Raw genomic sequence first — 15,160 nt, forward strand, 5'->3', positions numbered from 1 at the left:
GAGCCGACCGCAAGGTCGGCTTTTTCTTTGCTGGCTCAGTTGGCCAAGGCCAGGTTGCCGCTGAACAACGCGGCCAGATCCTGCGCTGGTCGATCGGCATCCTCACGCAAGCGGATGGCGAATTCGGCGACCGGCACTGGCGGCAGATCAAGATCGCGCGGCGCCTCGACGATGCCGGAATGAGCGAAGCGCGCAGTCCTCAACGTCAAGGCGATGCCGGCGTGCACTGCCGTGCGCAGGCCGGCAAGGCTGGCACTGCCGGCAGCAATACGGTAGCGACGGCCGGCCGCATCGAGTGTACTGGTCGCCGCTTCGCGAAACCCGCAATGAGGATCGAGCAGTGCCAAGGGCAGTTCGTCATGGCGGGTGGCCAGCCCATTCTGTGAGCAAAGCCAGATCATCGGTTCCTTGAGCACGCCGATTTCGTCGCGTGTCGGCACCTGCCGCATGGCAATGGCCAGATCAAGGGCGCCGGCCTGCAAAGCCTGCGCCAGTTCGGCGGAACGGCCGACGCGCAATTCGATCCTGACGCGAGGATGGCTGACAGCGAAAGCCCTGAGAAGCTGCGGCAAGCCGCTGTCGGCGAAGTCCTGCGTGGTGCCGATGGCGACGCGCCCGTCGGCACGCGCCCCTTTGAGGGCCAGCCACGCCTCGCGGTGCGCGGCAAGGATGCGACGCGCGTGGCCGACAAGATCCTCGCCTGCCGGCGTCAGACCGCGTCCTCGCCCCTGCGGTACCAGCAGCGCTTCGCCGACAACATCCTCGAGCCGCTGCATCTGCGCGGTCACTGCGGACGGCGAGCGGCCGACGATCGACGCAGCCCGCGCCAGGGAACCGCCATCGACGAAAGCGAGGAAAGTCTTGAGGAGGTCGGGATCGAACACCTGCATAATTCGATATTATCAAAGTGTTTATCAAAAACAATTCGATTTTTTTGATTTAATAATGATGGCACGATTTTTTGGACGGCGAGAAACGCCGCTTGAAGCCGAGGAGAAGAAACATGCCGATCATCAATGTCAGCGTTACCGGCAAACCCGATGCCGGTTTGTCAGCCGCCATTGCCAAGGAGGTAACCGAACTGACGGCCATGCATCTGCGCAAAGACGCAACGATTACAGCTGTTGCCATTTCCTATCACGACCCCGAGCACTGGTTCGCCGGCGGCAAGTCGCTGGCCGAGCATGGCGCCAACACGGCTTGGCTCGACATCAAGGTTGTCGACGGCACCAACACCAAGCTCGAGCTGGAGGCGTATCTGCAGGCAATTTTTGCCGCATTCGGCCGGCTTCTGGGCAAGGTGCATGAGGAAAGCTACGCCCTCGTGCATGAAGTACCTGCGGCGGCCTATGGCTTTGGCGGCAAAACGCAGGAATTCCGCTTCATCAGCGGAAGGATGAAAGCGGCGTAGCTGCGATAGGCAGCCGAATCCAGTGATGACAGGAGAAAAGGAAAATGGAGCCGCATTGACGTTGATCCAACTTCGGCTAGGTTCTCACCCGAAGCGGCCACTGAAGAGCCGTGACGTGAGATTGTTGGGAGATGCGGCGATGATCCTGACACTGGCGCTGCTTGCGGGTCTTGTCGCGGAGTGGCTGCTGATCGGCGTGGTGGAGACGTTCCGCCTCGGCCTGCGTTTGAGCCAGGCGCTGCTCTACGTGCCGTTCAAGCTCGCCTACCGGATCAGCGACGAGCGCATCAAGATTGCCCGCAAGTCGGCGGCCCCGGTCATCTACGTCGTTTGGCATCAGTCACGCATCGAGCCGGCGCTGATGCTGTCGCTGCTGCCGGAGGACACGCTGCACATCCTCGACCAGGCTTCGGCCAGGTCGCCGTGGCTGGAGCCGTGGCGTGAGCTCGGCCGCACCATCGCCTTCAACGCCGAGCATGTCTTCGTCAGCCGCAGATTGGTGCGGGTGCTGAAGGGCAAGGGCCGGCTCGCCGTTTACCTGCCGGATGCGGTCGAGCCCGACGTCAAGTCGTTTCGGTTGTTTCGCGCCATCACCCGTATCGCCATGCAGGCCGACGCGCGCATCGTGCCGATCTTCGTTGCCGGCGCACGCAGCCTGCCGGCTTCACTGACGCCAGCGGACAAGGCGCCCCGCCACTGGTTTCCGCAGCTGTCGATCAGCGTGCTGGAGCCGATGACCATTGCCGAGTTGGTGGCGCGGAATCCTGATCAGGCCTCCAACACAAATGCGTTGTTCGATCGCTTCGCTGAGGCCAGGCTTTTCGGCAACGATCTCGATCGCGGCCTGTTTCTTGCCATGCGCGATGCCGCCGACCGGGTTGGCGCTTCCCATCCAATTGTCGAGGACGTCATTGGTGGCGCGCTGAGCTACCGGAAAATGTTCATCGGCGCCAGGGTTTTGGGCCACCGCTTCGAGGCAATAACAGCGCCGGGCGAAGCGGTTGGGCTGCTCCTGCCCAACGCTAATGGCGTCGTGCTGTCGTTCGTCGGACTTTTGTCGGCTGCGCGGGTGGCAGCAATGATCAACTATACCGCCGGCCCGGCCAGCGTCACCGCCGCCGTCCGCACGGCGATGATCCGCACCGTGGTCTCCTCACGCGCGTTTGTCGAAAAGGCCAACCTCGCCGACATCGTCGAGGCGGTGGAAAAGGGCGGGGCGAAACTGTTGTGGCTGGAGGATGTCCGCGCAAGCGTGACCGTGCTGGACAAGGCCGCAGCCGCCTTGCTGTGGCGCTGGCCGCTGCAGCGCCAGGATGCGGCCAAGCCGGCGGTGATCCTGTTCACCTCCGGCTCGGAAGGCACGCCCAAGGCAGTGGTGCTGTCGCACCGGAACCTTCTTGCCAATGCGATGCAGGCGGAAGCCCGCATCACCATCTCGCCTGCCGACATCCTGCTAAACGTGCTGCCGGTGTTCCACTCGTTCGGGTTGACCGGCGGCACCATCCTGCCGCTGGTCACCGGAGTAAAGCTGTTCCTCTACCCGTCACCGCTCCACTACAAACTTATTCCGGAGGTGGCGCGCAAGGTCCGGCCAACGGTGATGTTCGGCACCGACACGTTCCTCGCCAACTATGCCCGCACCGCCAAGGACGGCGATTTTTCCAGCCTGCGCTTCGTCGTCGCCGGTGCCGAGGCGGTGAAGCCGGAGACGCGCCGGGTGTACCGCGAGCGCTTCCAGGCCGAGATCATCGAAGGTTTTGGCTTGACCGAGGCCGCACCGGTGGTTGCCGTCAACACCGCCATCCACGGCCGCGACGGAACGGTCGGGCGGCTGCTGCCGGCCATGCGCATGAAACTCGAACCGGTCGAAGGCATCAGCGACGCCGGCCGGCTGTGGCTCGACGGGCCGAACCTGATGATGGGCTACATGACCGCCGATAGGCCGGGCGAGCTGCAGCCGCTCGAAGGCTGGCACGACACCGGCGATATCGTTTCGGTCGATCGCGAAGGCTTCATCACCATTCGCGGCCGCGCCAAGCGCTTCGCCAAGATAGCCGGCGAGATGGTATCGCTTGGTGCGGTCGAGATGCTGGTGCAGTCGCTGTGGCCGGAAGAACATCACGCCGTGGTGGCAGTGCCGGACAAGCGGCGCGGCGAGCGCCTCGTTCTGGTCACCACCGCCGACAATGCGGATCCCGACGAATTGCGCGAATTCGGCAAAAAAGCCGGGGCGGCCGAACTGATGGTGCCGAACGACATCGTCAAGGTCGAAGAGATCCCGGTGCTGGGCTCCGGCAAGACCGACTATGTCTCGACTAGAAAGCTGGCGCTCGAGAGGCTGGGACTGAGCGCAGCCGCCTGAGGTTTGCTGTCGAAACTCCAAAGCGCGTCGCGTTTGACCGGCCTTGTGCGACGCGCTTAGATTCTTGCTTTTGTATGCCGTTATCGCAAAACCGCTGCACATTTTTGCGCGACATCCATTAGAAGACCACTACCGACAACAGCAGAATGATGCCGACGGCCATCATCAGCAGGCCCGGCCAGTTCTGCGACAGGCCGAGAAAACGGAGCCCGCGTCGTCGCGGCTCCAGAGTCGGACCTGGTGTTGCGAGATTGGGCGTCGGACTATCCGGCGCGGCGGAGACAGCGGCCGGCTCACTAAGCCGCCCGCGCATGATGGCCGCAACCGCCATATAGACGAGGCCGGCGACAGTCAGTAACGCGCCGATGAGGATGACAGCCATTTCTCCTCGTTTCCGATGGTTTGCGCCCGATGCGGCAGCTTGCGCGACGTTGACGATGTATCACGACCCGCCGCTCAAACGGACCTACCAACACAAACGATCTGGCCGCCCAGCAAGTTCCGAAAACGGGTTTTTGAGCTGCGTTCCACAGCGCCGCGTGCTCTGCGAGCCGCTCCCAAGTCAAAATCCGTCAGCCAATGTCCGACGACGGCACCTTCTCGCCTTCGCGCTTGGCGCGTCTCGAATAGGCGCGCACGCTGAACGGCAAGAAGACCAGGTAGCCGGCAACCGAGGCCGTCAGCGTATACCAGGGATAGGTCATCAAAAGCAGGACGTAGAGAACGACTGCGAGAATGATCGGCAGCACCCTGTCGCCCGGTATCCTGACGCTCTTGCCGGAATAGACGGGCAATCTGCTGACCAGCAGGAACGCCACCAATATTGTAAAGCCGGTGGCAATGAAGGCCGCCAGGCGGCTGGGTTCAAGCCCAAGCCTGAGGAAGAACAGATAGAGCGGCAGCATCACCAACACCGCACCCGCCGGCGCCGGCACGCCGACGAAATATTCGGTCTGCCACTGCGGACGGTCGAGCTCTTCGTCGAGCACGTTGAAACGGGCAAGCCTCATCCCACAGGCGATGGTGAACAGCAGTGCGGCGATCCAGCCCGGCGAACCTGCCCTATCGAGCAGAAAGGCATAGAGCACCAGCGCCGGTGCCACGCCGAAATTGACGATATCGGCCAGCGAATCCATCTGGGCGCCGAATTTGGAAGTCGCCTTCAGCATTCGCGCCAGACGGCCGTCGATACCATCAAGGAAGGCGGCGAGCAGCACCATCACCACCGCTGGCTCGAAGCGGCCTTCGAAGCCGAAGCGAATACCGGACAGGCCAGCGCAGATGGCAAGCACCGTGACCAGATTGGGCAGCACCATGCGCATCGGGATTTCGCGAATGCGCGGGCCACCGCCGCCATGCGCCTCGAATTTCTTGAACGGCGGCGCCACCGGTCAGGAGACCCGCACGAGCGGCGTTGCAGCAACGCCGCCGAATTCCGCCAGCACCGTCTCACCGCCAACCGCGGTCTGGCCGACGGCGACACGCGGCGTCGCGGTCGAGGGCAGGAATACATCGACGCGCGAGCCAAAGCGGATCAGCCCGAAGCGCTCGCCGGTGCCGATGGCGCCGCCGGGCTCGGCCCAGCAGACGATGCGCCGCGCCACCAGGCCGGCAATCTGCACCGCGGCGACCGTTCCATTGGGGCTTTCGATGACCAGCCCGTTGCGCTCGTTCTCGGTGCTTGCCTTGTCGAGTTCGGCGTTAAGGAATTTTCCTGGCCGATGCTCGATCCTGGAAATGCGGCCACGCACCGGAGAGCGGTTAACGTGGCAGGAAAAGACGTTCATGAATACCGAGATGCGGGTCATTTCGCCGCCGCCGAGGCCAAGCTCGCGCGGCGGCACGGCCGGGCCAACCGCCGAGACGATGCCGTCGGCCGGGCTGACAACCAGCCGCTCGTCGATCGGCGTGACACGCTCGGGATCGCGGAAGAAATAGGCGCACCAGGCTGTCAGGATGAGACCGATCCAGAACAGGGTCGAGGAGAAATAGCCAAGAAAGAGCGTCGCCGCGCCGAACGCAGCGATAAAGGGATAACCCTCGCGATGGATCGGAACGAACGCATTCTTGATCGTGTCAACGAGGCTCATGGGATCAGGACAACCTTGGTTCCAAGTCCGGCCTCAATAGCGGAAACACCCCGCGGTCGCAACGCGACAATGGGGGCGGTTGAGGGTTTGGCGGTCGCGCCGCCGTCTCTCAGAACGACCAAGCGAAATCCACTCAGGCACCCGCTGCCGCCGCTTGGTCGAAATACTCGTCGAGCTCGCGCCGATCGGCCTCCGCCAGGCTCTCTTCGTGGCTGCCGCGCAGCTCGGCGCCGTTCGGGGTCGACTGGAGGAAGAATACGTGCCCGTCGGCCATAACCACCCAGTTCACAACCGTGTCGCCTTCCCTGGCCACGACCGAGTTCGCCGAGACAATTGCTTCGGTCGGATCGAACCCGGCCCTGCGTAGCAAGAGGTCGACAGCGACCGGCGCATGATAGGCTGCGGCCAATTCGAGCACCGTTTCTATTGCCTGCGCTTCAACACGGGCAAGTCTCTTGCCGACGCGCGGGGCGCCGGCAGCGAATGGATTCTCGCCCGGACGCGCGACGTACGAATCCTTCGGGGCGATATATTCATAGACGGCCGCATGCGTGGGCGTGGCGACGGCTAGACGCGGCTCCTTGGCATTGGTGCGCAGCTGAAAAGCCAACAGTTTTTCGCCCTCGACGTCCAGCACCCTTGCCATGCCGAGCGCCAGCTTGACCTCGGGCCTAGGCGCCTCGGCGCATGCAAGGCCGACGCCGACATCACGCCAGCCCGTCATTTGATTGACCAGCTTGCCAACAGAACGATGGAGTAGCCTCGGCTGGCGCCGGGGATTGGTCACGGCCAGCTGATGAATGGCTTCTCGGTAGTCGGCATCCTCAACGATTGCGAGTTCAGGCCACGAGTTTATCCAGCGCGCCGATAGAGCGAGCATCGATGCGGCCTGATCGGCTTGGTAGAATAGACGGTCGAGAGTACTGAGCTTATCGTCAGTACCTCCTTCGAAGCCTGTCTGTTCCTCAGTCTCCTCGGGGTGCTCCGCGACCCAGGCAGCCATTTGGTCCAAAGTCGCCAGTTGTCCGTGCGCGCCCATCTCAGCGAGGGCGGTGCGTGCGTCGGCAATGACGGTGTCGAGTTCTTCGCCAGAATTATAGATGAACTGGCTATGGCCGCCATTGTTGACCTCAGCCAAATAGTCATCGGCATGACAGGCCTGCATTGCCTTGGGGCTGATTTCCGTGGAACGGTAAAGGCCTTGCGAGACCATGGCTTCGACGAATTCTCTGACGGCTACAATGAGACCGAAAGGATTGTCGGCCGCGTCTTCCACGACTGAGCGCGGCACGATCACCGAAGATGATGGCTTGCCTGGGAATGACTGTTTGGACCGAGTCGGTGAAATGGTCGCTGATCGCTGAAATTTCTTCTTAGCCCAGCGGGAAAATCTTTCAAACACGCCAAACGCCCTTCCTGCTTGCCACTACAGGATTCTGCGGGCCAACGTGATTCTTGCATTTGACTTTCTCGTCCGCAAGCACCGGCCGGTTATACTTCATTGAAGAAGGATGAGTGGAGGCGCACGGCGCATCGCGCGGTTCCGTGCGGCTACTCAGGTCAAATATAAACGACGCCGTCGCCATCCTCATTTGTCGGAACGCAGCACTCTCGCCCGTCCTTGGCAAGACAGCGCCTCTCATCGGCCTTTCGGCCTTGACGATTTGCGCAAACTCGGAGGTTCTCGGCCCATGCAGAAATCAGCAGCTAGGCAAGTGCAAGTGGTGATGAACGGCTTGGCCTTCGGCGAGTCACCGCGCTGGCACGATGGCCGGCTGTGGTTCTGCAACTGGGGTACGGGCCAGATCATCGCCGTTGACGCCCTAGGCAACAGTGAGATCGTGCTCACCGTGCCGGCCACCCTGCCCTATTCCATTGACTGGCTGCCGGACGGGCGCCTGCTTGTCGTGTCCGGCCGCGAAGGGCTGATCCTCAGGCAGGAGGTAGACGGGACATTGGTCACCCATGCCGATCTGAGACAACTATCAAAGAGCCCGTGGAACGAGATCGTCGTCGATGGACGCGGCAACATCTATGTCAATGGTGGTGGGCCTGCTCCGGGTCCCGGCCAGCAATTCGGCCCCGGCGCCATCGTGCTGGTCGCACCTGACGGCTCGGTTCAACAAGTGGCTGAGAACCTCGCCTTCGCCAATGGCATGGCGGTGACGCCTGACAATAAGACGCTTATCGTTGCCGAGTCCCACGCCAACCGGCTGACCGCCTTCGACATCGCTGCCGATGGCGGCCTTTCCAACCGCAGGATCTGGGCCAATCTCGGCAACGGTTTTCCAGACGGCATCTGCCTCGATGCCGAAGGTGCGGCCTGGTATGCCGACGTTCCGAACCGGCATTGCGTGCGGGTGCGCGAGGGCGGCGCGATGCTCGAAAGCGTCGATGTCGACCGCGGCTGCTTTGCCTGCATGCTCGGCGGCAGCGAGGGAAAAACGCTGTTCATCGTCGCCGCCGAATGGCGCGGCTTCGAACATATGATCAGCGATGCCCGTAGCGGCCAAGTGCTCAGCGTCGACGCTACTGCGCCGGGCGCCGGCTGGCCGTAGAGAGCTTACATCCCGGGAATCCGCTGATAGTTGGCAATATCGGCCTTGACGCCAAGTCGCGCAATGGTCTCCTGAGGATTGAAGCCGCTGCGCTCATGCGCAGCCTTGATGATCGGCACGACCTTGTCGACAGCGGCCTGCCCTTCCCATTCGACAATGGTCACGAGGTTGAACTCGCCCGGCCCCGAGAATTGCTCAAGCAGGAAATCTTGGACGAACCCTTGCTGCTGGCGCAGCAATTCATGCGTCATTCGGACCTTGGCAAGAATCTCCTCGCGGGCGTTGGCTGGAACGACAAACTTGTCCACCCGGAATACGCTGCCGCCGCTACCTGCCTGATTTATCCCATTCATGTCGATTGTCTCCGTTTTTGAACGACGCATCTTGCTGCGATCCAAAACGGCCTACGATCTCAACTTAAGTTGAGGTCAAGCACAAATTTTCAGCTCACCTCCGAGGTGCGGCGGCGGACGACGACGCCGAACTCGTCGCTTTCGCGGGCAATGCGTAGCCGCTCCTCGGCCTCGCTTGCCTCGCGCTGGCGGTCCCACATCGATGCATAAAGGCCGCGCTTGGCCATCAAGGCGGCATGGGTGCCGCGCTCGGCGATCTGGCCGTCCTGCAGGACGATGATTTCGTCGGCCGAAATCACTGTAGACAGCCGATGGGCGATGACGAGGGTGGTGCGGCCCTGGCTGACCAGGTCGAGTGCCGCCTGGATCTCCTGCTCGGTGTGGCTGTCCAGCGCCGAGGTCGCCTCGTCGAGCATCAGGATCGGCGGAGCCTTCAAGATGGTGCGGGCAATCGCCACCCGCTGCTTCTCACCGCCGGAGAGTTTCAGCCCGCGCTCGCCCACCATTGAGCGATAGCCGTCGGGCAGCCGCTCGATGAACGGTCCGATCTGGGCCAGTTCTGCCGCCTTGCGCACATCCTCCTCGCTGGCGCCGATGCGGCCGTAGCGAATGTTGTAGGCGATGGTGTCGTTGAACAGCACCGTATCCTGCGGCACCATGCCGATGGCGGCGCGCAAGCTCTCCTGCGTCACGTCGCGAATGTCCTGGCCGTCGATCAGAACCTTGCCGCGCTGGATATCGTAGAAACGAAACAAAAGCCGCGAAATGGTCGACTTTCCGGCTCCGGAGGGACCGACAATGGCCACCGTCTTGCCTGCTGGCACGTCGAAGCTGATACCCTTCAGGATCTTGCGGTTGGGGTCGTAGGAAAAATGCACGTCACGGAACTCGACATTGCCGGCGCTGACGACCAGTGGCTTGGCGCCCGGCCGATCGACGATCTCGCGCTTGACGTCGAGCAGATCGAACATGTTTTCGATGTCGGTCAGGCCCTGGCGGATTTCGCGGTAGATCATGCCGATGAAATTCAGCGGCACCGAAAGCTGCATGAGCATGGCGTTGACGAAGACGAAATCGCCGACGCTCTGTGTGCCTGCCTTCACCTCGAGCGCCGACAGCACCATGACGACGGTCATGCCGATGCCGAAGATCACGCCTTGGCCGAAGTTCAGCCAACCAAGCGAGGTCCAGGTCCTGGTCGCAGCCACCTCATAGCGCGCCGTGGAACGGTCGAAGCGCTCGGCCTCCATGGCTTCGTTGTTGAAATATTTGACTGTTTCGTAGTTGAGCAGCGAATCGATCGCCTTCGTGCTGGCTTCATTGTCGCTGTCGTTCATCTCGCGGCGGATCGAAATACGCCAATCGCTCGCCCTGACGGTGAACCAGACATAGAGCCAGACCGTGACCGCGATCACCAAGACGTACAGCCAGCCATAGGTGACGGCGAAGATGCCGGCGGTGAGCGCGAATTCGACGATCGTCGGCGCAGTCGCCAGCATGGTGAACCGGACGATCGTCTCGATGCCTTTAGTGCCGCGCTCGATGACGCGCGACAGTCCGCCGGTGCGCCGTTGGAGGTGGAAGCGCAGCGACAATTCGTGCATGTGCACGAAGGTACGGAAGGCGAGCCGACGCACGGCATGCTGGCCGACCCGTGCAAACAGGGCGTCGCGCAGCTGGTTGAAGCCGAGCTGCACCAGCCGCACGGCATTGTAGGCGACGACCAGCATGACCGGCGCCAGCAGAAAGGCCGGCAGCGGCGGCGGCGATTTGCTATCGCCGGCCAGTGCGTCGGTCGCCCATTTGAAGAAATAGGGTCCGGCCACCAGGGTCAGCTTGGCGACGACCAGCAGCACGGTGGCCCACACCACCCGGGCCCTCAGGTCGGCGCGGTCGGCCGGCCACATGTAGGGCCAGAGATTGCGCAACGTTCTGAAGGTCGAGCCGGAATCGGCGGAAATGGTTTTCTCGGCCATTCTTGTTTACCTTTTATATCTTAGCGGCCGGAGCAGCAGGAATCGACCAGCGCGGCCAGCGATGCCGAAACATCGGCGAGCGCGGCGCGGTCGAGCTCATAGCGCGAGCGCTGGCGGTCAGGCTCGAAGCGGATCAGCCCGGCCTCGACCAGGATCTTCAAATGCTGGGAAACGGTGGACTGCGCCAGATCGAGATGCTCGACGACCTCGCGACAGCAGCACGAACGGCTGGCGGAAAGGTGTTTGAGAATTTCGATCCGCGCCGGATGCGAAAGGGCCGCGAGCCGGACAGCGACAGCGCGGCTATCCGGCGTGCAGTTGGCCGGCGTGCAGTTGGCCGGCGTGCAATTGGCCGGCGCGCGTTCATCTGCCGCCCGGCGTCGGTCCATTACGGGGGGAGATTCGATCATCGTGCATCGGCGATAAACGATGACTGGCCCTGCCGCAAGCTATCCTGATGGGCAGAACGGCTACTCGGTCTTGGCTGGCGCCGTCGTCATCTGGTCGCCCATTGCCTTGAGATCGGCGGGTTCGCCTTCCTTCGATTTCTCCGGCACCTTGAACACCTGTCCCGGCCAGATGCGGTTCGGATTGCTGATCTGGTCCTGGTTGGCGAGATAGATGGTGGAGTAGCGCATGCCTTGACCATACACTCGCCGCGAAATCCGCCACAGCGTGTCATGGCGGCGGATAATGACTGCGCCATCGGCATGTTCGAGCTTAGGAGCGACGGTCTCGGGAGTTTCGCCCGAAGGCGTTGTCGCGGCCATTTCGGCCGGGGCCTCGGTGGCGGGAGTGGGGGTGGTTGCGGGCGTTTCGGCGGCTGTTGCCGGTGTAGTCGGCGCGGCTTCGGTCGCTGGCGCATTCGGCTCGGCCGGTTTTATCTCGGCAGGCTTCGGCCCGGCCGGCGCCACGGCGGCAACCGCCTCGCCTGGCTCGCGTTCGAACGGCACGGCGGCACGGGCCACCACGCTCACGCCGTCGGCATCGAGCGCGTCGACATGGATGGTGTAGGTGCCGACCGGGATGTCACGTGTCGCTTCGACCAGGAAGTGGCGGTCGGGCGAGGTCTTCGCGTCGCCGAGCAGGATATCGTTGGCATAGGCGCGCACCTTGCGGCCGGGATCGGTGACGCCGGCAATGAAAATCTTGTTGCCGTCGATTTCGACGGCTTCGACGACGATCTTGGGCTCCGCCGCGGGAGCAGCAGGCGCTACCGGTGTGGCGGGCGCCACCGGAGCCGGTGCGGCTTCAATGGCGGCCGGTGCGGCTTCAATGGCGGCCGGCGCGGCGGCGGCCGGCAGTTCGGTGCCGGGGGCAGGCAGCGCGGCATCAGATTTTGCCTCAGGGGCCGGAACAGTGAGCAGTTCGGACGGCTTGCCCGGCTCCTCGACCATTGCCAGCACTTGGCCGGTGGAATTCTGGGGGATCGAAACGACGGCGGTCTGCGCCGAGGCGGTCACGACATTGCCAGCCGTCGAGCGCAGCGTGATCGTGTAGTCGCCGGGCTTCAGCGGATCGTCGAGAATAATGGCAAAGGCGCCGTCGGGACCGGCGACCGTCGAGCCGAGCACAGTCGAACCGTTGAGAATCTCGACCTTGGCGTTGGGCGCCGCATTGCCGGCGACGACGATCGAGCCGTTGCTTTCGACGCGCACGATGTCGAAGGTCGGCACGATTGCACCTGCTGCGGTCGGCGCAGCGGGCGCTGCCGCATCGGTGGAGGCCGCGGGCGCAGGCGGCAGCCGCCCCTCGGTCGCCGGAGCGACCGGTTTCGAAGCCGGCGGCGTCAACGCCGCGACCTCCGCAGGCCGGGTAGAATTGAGATACGGGTCGAGCGCGCCCGATAGATAGGCGGTTCCCGCCGCGGCGACAGAGCCGCCAGCCGCGAACAAAAACGCCTTCAACGGATTAATTGCCATGTTTCCCTGCCCCTTAGCCACCTAATTTGGTCTAGCCTGTTTTACCAAATCCGACAAGAAAAAGCCCGCCCCAGGGCTTGACCATGCCAATAGTCCCTATCACCAATCATAACATGAACACGATTCGATCTGTCTGCGTCTATTGCGGCTCGTCCCCGGGCCGAGATGAAACCTATATCAAGGCCGGACACCTGCTTGGCCGCTCGATCGCCAAGTCCGGCCTGCGTCTGATTTATGGCGGCGGCACTAAAGGTATCATGGGTGCCGTCGCTGAAGGGACATTAAAGGCCGGCGGCAAGGTAACGGGCATCATTCCACGTTTTCTGATCAACCGGGAGGCGACCGAAACCGCGCTTAACCGGCTCGACGAGCTCGTCATCACCGACAATATGCATGAGCGCAAACATAGGATGTTCGAGAAATCCGACGCCTTTGTGGCGTTGCCCGGCGGCATCGGCACGGTCGAGGAGATCGTCGAGATCATGACTTGGGCCCAACTCGGCCACCACCGCAAGCCGATCGTCTTCGGTAACGTCGGAGGGTTCTGGGATCCGATGCTAGCGCTGCTCGACCACATGGCAACGGAAGGCTTCATCCACACGGCGCAACGGGTAAAGCCGCTGGTGGTCGAGGATCCGGAAGCAATCGTCGCCGCCATCATGGTGGCGGGATCGTCCGTCGACGCTCCGACGGAGGGCGTACAGTCGGTGATTGATAAGATGTAGAGTGAACAGTGAATAGTGAAACACAAGACGTTCCAGACCGCGCCTGTCTATCCACTACTGATTATTCACTATTCACTCCTTTCCCTACTGCCTTCCTTAAATCCGCAATGACCGGCCAACCGCCTTTCTTCGTTACGCGGCTCGAGCTGATGCGGAAACGGTCTTGCGCACCGAAGAAAACATCGACCAGGAGTACATCGCCAGTGCTGCCCAGATCAGCCCGAAGGCTATGGCCTGAACACTGCCGAAGGGTTCGCCGAAAATCAGCACCGCGATCAAAAAGACGATGGTCGGCGCGATATATTGCATGATGCCGATGGTGGAGAGGCGCAGCAGCCTGGCGCCGAACGCAAACAACAGCAGCGGCACGGCGGTGACCGGCCCGCAGCCGATCAGCAAGGCGGTGTCGTTCAACGAGCTGGAGACGAAATGATCCTGTCCTGTGGCGATCAGGAAGATGATGTAGCCGAGCGCCGGCACCGACAGCAGCAGCACTTCAAGCAGGAAGCCCTGGCTCGGGCCGATTGGCAGCGTCTTGCGGAAGAAGGCATAGGCGGCAAAGGAAAAGGCCAGCACCAGCGACACCCAAGGCAGCTTGCCGGCGTCGATGGTCAGTACCGCGACGGCGATTGCCGCGAGCACCGCCGCCACGACCTGCAGGCGGTCGAGCCGTTCGCCGAGCAGCAGCGCGCCGACAACGACGCTGACCAGCGGGTTGATGTAGTAGCCAAGCGCGGTCTCGATGGTGCGGTCGACCGCGATCGCCCAGACATAGATGCCCCAGTTGACCGAGATCAGCGCCGCCGTCAGCACCGCCATCGAAATGATGCGCGGCGAACGAACTGCCGCTTTGAAATCGGCAGTGCGACCGGCCCAGACCAGGACAGCGGCCGCGATCGGCACCGACCAGACGATGCGGTGGGCGATGACTTCGGCCAGCGGCAGATGTGCGACAGCCTTCATGTAGAAGGGCAGCAGCCCCCAAAGCAGGTAGGCGCCGAGCGCCAGCAGGAAGCCGCGACGAGCTTTGGTGTCGGCCTCGATGTGAAGTGCTTGGGTAGTCATGGGCGAAGGCTATGCGCCAGCGGCTTGCCCAAAACCATCGCAAATTGCTGATGGATCAATGGAGTCTCGCTGATGGTTCAACCCGACCACCAAACATTGAACAATCGCGCCGTGTACGAGAGGGTAAAAGGCCCAACCAACACGACATGCGGTCTCAACGCTGAGCTGGTTTCTCGTTAAGTTCGAAAAAGACGCTGTCGGGCGAACCCTCATCGTGCCTGAAGCCCGTCAGCTCTGCCGCAGGATCGAGGGGAAGGTCAAAAACAAAATCGAGCTCGGAACCCTTGGTATCTTCTTCATCCTGTTTGGAAAAACACTGCTGCTTCAGCGCTTCAAAAGAAGCGGGGAGATCACCCGTGACATGCAAGTCCCTCACAGTCTTGTCACCGCTGTGCCAGACTTTCCAAATGTTCCTTCCGTCGCGCCAGAGCTCGGCGCGGGCGAACATGACATGCTCTTCTATGTGCGCGATAACCACTTCCCGCCCTTGCGAGATCGCAACCAGATATTGTTGAGGTGGGTTTGGGAAGCTGCAGGGATCGAGAATGATAATCGCCCAGTTCTTTTCGCTGGCATAGGCATTCACTGGCGCTTCGAAAATCTCCGATGAATCGCCAATTTCGCGCCCGAACAAGGCCGCAGCTTCCTTTATTTCATAACCACGAAAACCAAGCCAGCTTATCGAGAAGCCCATCTCC

The 15,160-nt window shown here is 62.2% G+C and carries 15 protein-coding genes; 4 read left to right on the plus strand and 11 right to left on the minus strand.

The window, feature by feature from the left end; genetic code table 11:
* Positions 1–35 precede the first annotated feature (35 nt).
* The gene (locus tag NKH80_RS00670; RefSeq protein WP_352989029.1) at positions 36–890 is read right to left on the minus strand and encodes a LysR substrate-binding domain-containing protein; all 855 of its coding nucleotides are present in this window, start codon (positions 888–890) and stop codon (positions 36–38) included.
* 113 nt (positions 891–1,003) lie between these two features.
* Here NKH80_RS00670 and NKH80_RS00675 point away from each other — a divergent pair, with 113 nt between their 5' ends.
* Both NKH80_RS00675 and NKH80_RS00680 read left to right on the plus strand, forming a co-directional pair.
* A complete protein-coding gene (locus NKH80_RS00675; protein WP_352479219.1) occupies positions 1,004–1,411 on the plus strand; it encodes a tautomerase family protein in 408 nt (135 codons plus the stop codon).
* A gap of 139 nt (positions 1,412–1,550) precedes the next feature.
* Complete coding sequence (locus tag NKH80_RS00680; RefSeq protein WP_352508544.1) at positions 1,551–3,773, plus strand: AMP-binding protein; 2,223 nt, start codon at positions 1,551–1,553, stop codon at positions 3,771–3,773.
* Positions 3,774–3,891: 118 nt separating this feature from the next.
* Here NKH80_RS00680 and NKH80_RS00685 read toward each other — a convergent pair whose 3' ends face one another.
* From NKH80_RS00685 to NKH80_RS00700, 4 genes are all read right to left on the minus strand, one after another.
* Positions 3,892–4,155, minus strand: coding sequence for a hypothetical protein (locus NKH80_RS00685; RefSeq protein WP_352508534.1), 264 nt, complete (start codon positions 4,153–4,155; stop codon positions 3,892–3,894).
* Between the two features lie 190 nt (positions 4,156–4,345).
* Entirely contained in the window at positions 4,346–5,161 is an 816-nt protein-coding gene (locus tag NKH80_RS00690; RefSeq protein WP_023677728.1) for a CDP-alcohol phosphatidyltransferase family protein, read from the minus strand.
* Positions 5,162–5,164: 3 nt separating this feature from the next.
* Entirely contained in the window at positions 5,165–5,863 is a 699-nt protein-coding gene (locus tag NKH80_RS00695; RefSeq protein ID WP_352508533.1) for a phosphatidylserine decarboxylase, read from the minus strand.
* Positions 5,864–5,996: 133 nt separating this feature from the next.
* Positions 5,997–7,265 (minus strand): DMP19 family protein, encoded by a 1,269-nt coding sequence (locus tag NKH80_RS00700; RefSeq protein ID WP_352508532.1) that lies wholly within the window; start codon positions 7,263–7,265, stop codon positions 5,997–5,999.
* 289 nt (positions 7,266–7,554) lie between these two features.
* Between NKH80_RS00700 and NKH80_RS00705 the strand changes: the two genes are divergently transcribed.
* Positions 7,555–8,421, plus strand: a complete 867-nt coding sequence (locus NKH80_RS00705) for an SMP-30/gluconolactonase/LRE family protein (RefSeq protein WP_352989032.1) — start codon at positions 7,555–7,557, stop codon at positions 8,419–8,421.
* A 5-nt stretch (positions 8,422–8,426) separates the two neighbouring features.
* Here NKH80_RS00705 and NKH80_RS00710 read toward each other — a convergent pair whose 3' ends face one another.
* The 4 genes from NKH80_RS00710 to NKH80_RS00725 form a co-directional block, all read right to left on the minus strand.
* Positions 8,427–8,774, minus strand: a complete 348-nt coding sequence (locus tag NKH80_RS00710) for an antibiotic biosynthesis monooxygenase (RefSeq protein ID WP_352647426.1) — start codon at positions 8,772–8,774, stop codon at positions 8,427–8,429.
* Between the two features lie 89 nt (positions 8,775–8,863).
* Positions 8,864–10,750 (minus strand): ABCB family ABC transporter ATP-binding protein/permease, encoded by a 1,887-nt coding sequence (locus NKH80_RS00715; protein WP_352989034.1) that lies wholly within the window; start codon positions 10,748–10,750, stop codon positions 8,864–8,866.
* 20 nt (positions 10,751–10,770) lie between these two features.
* Complete coding sequence (locus NKH80_RS00720) at positions 10,771–11,160, minus strand: ArsR/SmtB family transcription factor (RefSeq protein ID WP_352989037.1); 390 nt, start codon at positions 11,158–11,160, stop codon at positions 10,771–10,773.
* A gap of 60 nt (positions 11,161–11,220) precedes the next feature.
* Entirely contained in the window at positions 11,221–12,672 is a 1,452-nt protein-coding gene (locus tag NKH80_RS00725; RefSeq protein ID WP_352989040.1) for a LysM peptidoglycan-binding domain-containing protein, read from the minus strand.
* Positions 12,673–12,785: 113 nt separating this feature from the next.
* On the opposite strand from NKH80_RS00725, the gene NKH80_RS00730 reads away from it, so the two are divergent.
* Positions 12,786–13,397, plus strand: a complete 612-nt coding sequence (locus tag NKH80_RS00730) for an LOG family protein (protein WP_352705437.1) — start codon at positions 12,786–12,788, stop codon at positions 13,395–13,397.
* 132 nt (positions 13,398–13,529) lie between these two features.
* Here the strand turns inward: NKH80_RS00730 and rarD are convergent, their stop codons facing one another.
* Together rarD and NKH80_RS00740 are read right to left on the minus strand one after the other, a co-directional pair.
* A complete protein-coding gene (gene rarD, locus NKH80_RS00735; RefSeq protein WP_352989043.1) occupies positions 13,530–14,462 on the minus strand; it encodes an EamA family transporter RarD in 933 nt (310 codons plus the stop codon).
* A gap of 154 nt (positions 14,463–14,616) precedes the next feature.
* Entirely contained in the window at positions 14,617–15,156 is a 540-nt protein-coding gene (locus tag NKH80_RS00740) for a hypothetical protein (RefSeq protein WP_352989046.1), read from the minus strand.
* Positions 15,157–15,160: the final 4 nt, after the last annotated feature.

The sequence above is a fragment of the Mesorhizobium sp. M0904 genome, from assembly GCF_040319475.1.
Lineage (GTDB): Bacteria > Pseudomonadota > Alphaproteobacteria > Rhizobiales > Rhizobiaceae > Mesorhizobium.

What these genes read in the sequence shown, in the direction of transcription:
- NKH80_RS00670 (WP_352989029.1), bottom strand. Translation starts at nt 890, where the DNA reads ATGCAGGTGTTCGATCCCGACCTCCTCAAGACTTTCCTCGCTTTCGTC.
- NKH80_RS00675 (WP_352479219.1), top strand. Translation starts at nt 1,004, where the DNA reads ATGCCGATCATCAATGTCAGCGTTACCGGCAAACCCGATGCCGGTTTG.
- NKH80_RS00680 (WP_352508544.1), top strand. Translation starts at nt 1,551, where the DNA reads ATGATCCTGACACTGGCGCTGCTTGCGGGTCTTGTCGCGGAGTGGCTG.
- NKH80_RS00685 (WP_352508534.1), bottom strand. Translation starts at nt 4,155, where the DNA reads ATGGCTGTCATCCTCATCGGCGCGTTACTGACTGTCGCCGGCCTCGTC.
- NKH80_RS00695 (WP_352508533.1), bottom strand. Translation starts at nt 5,863, where the DNA reads ATGAGCCTCGTTGACACGATCAAGAATGCGTTCGTTCCGATCCATCGC.
- NKH80_RS00705 (WP_352989032.1), top strand. Translation starts at nt 7,555, where the DNA reads ATGCAGAAATCAGCAGCTAGGCAAGTGCAAGTGGTGATGAACGGCTTG.
- NKH80_RS00710 (WP_352647426.1), bottom strand. Translation starts at nt 8,774, where the DNA reads ATGAATGGGATAAATCAGGCAGGTAGCGGCGGCAGCGTATTCCGGGTG.
- NKH80_RS00715 (WP_352989034.1), bottom strand. Translation starts at nt 10,750, where the DNA reads ATGGCCGAGAAAACCATTTCCGCCGATTCCGGCTCGACCTTCAGAACG.
- NKH80_RS00720 (WP_352989037.1), bottom strand. Translation starts at nt 11,160, where the DNA reads ATGATCGAATCTCCCCCCGTAATGGACCGACGCCGGGCGGCAGATGAA.
- NKH80_RS00725 (WP_352989040.1), bottom strand. Translation starts at nt 12,672, where the DNA reads ATGGCAATTAATCCGTTGAAGGCGTTTTTGTTCGCGGCTGGCGGCTCT.
- NKH80_RS00730 (WP_352705437.1), top strand. Translation starts at nt 12,786, where the DNA reads ATGAACACGATTCGATCTGTCTGCGTCTATTGCGGCTCGTCCCCGGGC.
- rarD (WP_352989043.1), bottom strand. Translation starts at nt 14,462, where the DNA reads ATGACTACCCAAGCACTTCACATCGAGGCCGACACCAAAGCTCGTCGC.
- NKH80_RS00740 (WP_352989046.1), bottom strand. Translation starts at nt 15,156, where the DNA reads ATGGGCTTCTCGATAAGCTGGCTTGGTTTTCGTGGTTATGAAATAAAG.